Raw genomic sequence first — 4569 nt, 5'->3', positions numbered from 1 at the left:
TCGCGCCCGGAGTGCGAAGACGAATGCGCTCCGTGCGAAGGAGAAGGCGGAAGGCTTCGCTGAGGTCGGGAGCATCTCGGACCGTGAATTGATGTTACTCGGTGTGGCGCTCTATTGGGCCGAAGGAACGAAGGACAAGCCGTATTGCCGCAGAGAGCACATCAGGTTCATCAACAGTGACCCTGGGATGATCCGCCTATTCTTGCGGTGGCTCGACTTGGTGGGAATCGATCATGCGCGACGCCGTTATCGAGTCTCCATCCATGAGAGCGCAGATGTGGCGGCGGCTGAAGCGTACTGGCGATCTGTGGTCGGCCTACCCCGCGTCGAGTTCGGCTTGGCCACGTTGAAGCGGCACAACCCGAAGACCGTTCGAAAACAGATCGGTGACGACTATCACGGTTGCCTCACTGTGACAGTGCTCCAGCCGAGCAGCCTGTATCGCAAAGTCGACGGCTGGTGGCGCGGAATCCTGGCAGCGCGTGGTGCGGGAGGTATGCCAGACTAGGGCAGAGTCCTTCATCAATGAGGACTCGAACCATCCCGGGTCGTCTAAGGGCAGGACAATCGGTTTTGGTCCGATTAATGGGGGTTCGAATCCTCCCCCGGGAGCCCTTCGTCAGGTTCGAATCCTCGCCGATGGCGTGAGTCGGTGGATGATCAGCCGGTAGGCTCGGTGTCTGTCCAGCACTCGATGCCGAGGAGACCGGAGTGTCTGTGCCGACTGCTTCCGCTGCCGTCCGCCCTGCGGCCGTTCTGATTCTCGCGGCAGGCGAGGGGAAGCGGATGAAGTCCGCGACCCCGAAGGTCCTGCACACGCTGTGCGGGCGGTCGATGCTGGGGCATGTGGTCGCCGCAGCGCGGGAGCTCTCGCCGGAGCGGCTCGTAGTGGTCGTCGGGCACGGACGGGAACAGGTGTCCGCGCATCTGACGGCGATCGACGGCTCGGCGCGGCCGGTGGTGCAGGAGGTCCAGCACGGGACCGGGCATGCCGTGCGGATCGCGATGGAGGCACTGGGAGCGGACGGGGCGCTCGACGGGACCGTCGTTGTCACCTACGGCGACACGCCGCTGCTGACCGCCGGAACGTTGGACGCCTTGGTGACGGTGCATCAAGGGGCCGGGAACGCGGTGACCGTGCTGACCGCCAATGTGCCCGATCCCACCGGATATGGCCGGATCGTGCGCGAGGGCGGCGCGGTGGCGGAGATCGTCGAGCAGAAGGACGCCTCGCCGGAGCAGGCGATGATCCGGGAGATCAACTCGGGTGTGTACGCCTTCGACGCGAAGCTGCTCGTGGAAGGGCTTTCCCGGCTGACCACGGCGAACGCGCAGGGTGAGGAGTACCTGACCGACGTGCTTGGCATCCTCGGTGCAGATGGGCACCGGGTCGGGGCGCTCACGGTCGCGGACCACCACGAGATCCTCGGGGCGAACGACCGGGCACAGCTGGCCGAGTTGCGGCGGGTCTTCAACGCGCGGCTGACCGGACACTGGATGCGCGAGGGCGTCACCATCGTCGATCCCGCGACGACGTGGATCGACGTGCAGGTGGAGCTGGAGCCGGACGTCGTCGTGTACCCGAACACGCAGTTGTGCGGTGAGACGAGGATCAGCGCCGGGGCGGAGGTCGGGCCGAACTGTACGTTGACGCGGACCGTGGTCGGCGCCGGGGCACGGGTGACCAACGCCACCACCGACGGCGCGGAGATCGGGGAGGACGCCAGTGTCGGGCCGTACACGTACCTGCGGCCGGGGACTCGCTTGGAGCGCAGGGCGAAGGCGGGCGGCTTCGTCGAGATGAAGAACGCGGTGATCGGCGAGGGATCGAAGGTGCCGCATCTGTCGTACGTCGGAGACGCGTCGATCGGTGCGGGCTGCAACATCGGCGCCGGGACGATCACGGCCAACTACGACGGAGTGAAGAAGCACCGCACGGAGATCGGCGATCACGTTTTCGTCGGTACGAACACCGTCCTGATCGCCCCGGCGAAGCTGGCCGATGGGACGTATGTGGCCGCTGGTTCGGCCATCGTCCAAGAAGTGCCGGCCGGGGCGCTGGCGGTGGCGCGCGGACGGCAGCGCAACATCCCCGGGTGGGTCGGGCTCAGGCGCCCCGGCACGAAGGCGGCCGAGGCAGCGCTCGCGGCCGGCCGTAGTGCGCAGGTGCCGGAGCAAGTAAACACTGGGGGACCCTTAGGTGAACATGCGGACGATAGCAGTGGTTCTTCTGAGACCATAGGATGAGAGACGAGGCTCGGCCTAGCTGGACGGCCGGGATGAATCGTTTGGAACCCGGCATATGGGCTCCGCTCGACCGTCTGGTCGACCGGGCTTTGCGCCGCCGGGCGCAGCCGGAGCGGACCGTGGCAGCGACCCGTGGGGAGAGCGTGTAGTGACCGGGATCATGGCGACCGGCCAGAAGAAACTGATGCTGTTCTCCGGCCGTGCCCATCCTGAGCTGGCCCGGCAGGTCGCCCGGGAACTGGACGTCGAGTTGGCGCCGACGCGGGCCTTCGACTTCGCCAACGGCGAGATCTACGTGCGCTTCGAGGAGTCGGTGCGCGGCTGCGACGCCTTCGTGTTGCAGAGCCACACGGCGCCGATCAATCAGTGGATCATGGAGCAGCTGATCATGGTGGACGCGCTCAAGCGCGCCTCCGCCAAGCGGATCACCGTGATAACGCCGTTCTATGGCTACGCCCGGCAGGACAAGAAGCACCTGGGCCGTGAGCCGATCTCGGCTCGGCTGATGGCCGACCTGTTCAAGCAGGCCGGGGCGGACCGGCTGATGGCGATCGACCTGCACACCGACCAGATCCAGGGTTACTTCGACGGCCCGGTGGACCATCTGTGGGCGATGCCGCTGCTGATCAGGTACATCAGGGAGAACACCGACCTGTCCCGGCTGACCATCGTCTCCCCGGACGTCGGCCGGGTGAAGGTCGCGGACAAGTGGAGTGACCGGCTCGGCGCGCCGATCGCGATCGTGCACAAGCGACGGGACATCAACGTCGCCAACCAGGTCTCGGTGCACGAGATCGTCGGAGACATCGGGGGGCGGGTCTGCGTCCTGGTGGACGACATGATCGACACCGCCGGCACGATCTGCGCGGCGGCGGAGGCGCTGTATGAGAACGGCGCCGCCGAGGTGATCGTCGTATCGACGCACGCGGTCTTCTCCGGCCCGGCGATCGACCGGTTGAAGAACTCCCGGGTCAGTCAGGTGATCGTCACGGACACGCTGCCGCTGACGCAGGGGCAGCGCTTCGACAAGCTGACGGTCCTCTCGGTGGCGCCGATCGTGGCTCGGGCGATTTCGGAAGTGTTCGAGGACGGGTCGGTGACCTCGATGTTCGAGGGCGATGACTGATCGTGCGGCGCGATGACTGATCGCGGGGCGATGAGCGATCGCGATCGGTAGTCGTGAATTGTGGATCGACGGTAGTTAGCGACCGTGATCCCTCCCGAGGATGAGCATTGTGAATGGTGCTTGCTGCCCGAGGGTGAGCATCGTGAACGGCGGCTGGCTGTCCCGAGGGCTAGCGAGCCTGTGAGCTTGGTGCGGTCCGGAGGCTGTGGTCCGGAGGCCTGGGGCGGCTCGGCTAAGCTTTGTGCGTTGCCCGGCGAGGGAGGGGCCGCCCATCGGCCCACTCCGTGATCGACGTGCCGATCGAGGTATCGGGTGGGACTGGGTCCCGCTTCGGTGTCGAGATTCGCCAGATCGCCCAGGCAGTCCGATACCGAGGAGGAGATCCGGATGGCTGAAGTCCGCATAAGCGCCGAACCGCGTAATGCTTTCGGCAAGGGGGCCGCGCGTCAGCTGCGGCGCGACGGCAAGGTCCCGGCCGTGCTCTACGGGCACAAGGAAGAGCCGATCCACCTGGCGCTGCCGGAGCACGACCTGTTCATGGCGCTCAAGCACCCAAACGTGTTGCTGAACTTGGACCTCGGCGACCGGCACCAGCTGGCGTTGCCGAAGGCCGTGCAGAAGGACCCGGTGCGCCGCACCCTTGAGCACGTCGACCTGCTGCTGGTGCGCCGCGGCGAGAAGGTGACCGTCGAGGTGCCGGTGGTCACGACCGGCGAGATCGCCCCGGGTGGTCTGCTTGAGCACACGCTCAACGCGCTGTCCGTCGAGGCTGAGGCGACGCACATCCCGAACTCCATCGAGGTCTCCATCGAGGGCCTTGAGGTCGGCGTGCAGGTTCTGGCCAAGGAGATCGCGCTGCCTCGCGGCGTGACGTTGTCCACCGACCCGGAGCACGTCGTGGTGCACGTGATGGCCGCGCCGACGGCTGCCGAAATGGCAGGCGAGACCGGCGAGTCCGAAGCCGGCGAGGGTGCGGGCAGGGCTGCGGAGCCGGAGAGCTCCGAAGAGGGCTGACCAAGCGCCTGCGGGCTGTGGTCAAGTGACCGGAGCCATGCTTGCCTGGTCGGAGCGTCGGAGCGTCGGAGCGTCGGAGCGTCGGAGCGTCGGAGCGTCGGAGCGTCGGAGCGTCGGAGCGTCGGAGCGTCGGAGCGTCGGAGCGTCGGAGCGGTGGAAGACGTGCTCGCGTGGTCGACGCA

3 protein-coding genes, 1 tRNA gene and 1 pseudogene are annotated in these 4569 nt (G+C 66.7%); all 5 read left to right on the top strand.

Annotation, left to right across the window (positions count from 1 at the left end; genetic code table 11):
* Nucleotides 1–508, top strand: a pseudogene (locus tag VGS97_RS24190) (hypothetical protein); the annotation flags it as partial.
* Nucleotides 509–541: 33 nt separating this feature from the next.
* Nucleotides 542–612, top strand: a tRNA-Gln gene (locus VGS97_RS24185).
* Nucleotides 613–717: 105 nt separating this feature from the next.
* Complete coding sequence (gene glmU / locus VGS97_RS24180; protein WP_349262245.1) at nt 718–2247, top strand: bifunctional UDP-N-acetylglucosamine diphosphorylase/glucosamine-1-phosphate N-acetyltransferase GlmU; 1530 nt, start codon at nt 718–720, stop codon at nt 2245–2247.
* Nucleotides 2248–2395: 148 nt separating this feature from the next.
* Nucleotides 2396–3373 carry a ribose-phosphate diphosphokinase gene (locus VGS97_RS24175; RefSeq protein WP_349262244.1) on the top strand — a complete coding sequence of 326 codons (978 nt, stop codon included), beginning with the start codon at nt 2396–2398 and terminating at the stop codon, nt 3371–3373.
* Between the two features lie 387 nt (nt 3374–3760).
* Nucleotides 3761–4387, top strand: coding sequence for a 50S ribosomal protein L25/general stress protein Ctc (locus VGS97_RS24170; RefSeq protein WP_326855932.1), 627 nt, complete (start codon nt 3761–3763; stop codon nt 4385–4387).
* Nucleotides 4388–4569: the final 182 nt, after the last annotated feature.

Source organism: Actinocrinis sp., assembly GCF_035946395.1.
Taxonomy (GTDB): Bacteria; Actinomycetota; Actinomycetes; order Streptomycetales; family Catenulisporaceae; genus Actinocrinis.
Note: the sequence above shows the minus strand (reverse complement) of the source record. Positions and strands in the feature narration are given on the sequence as shown.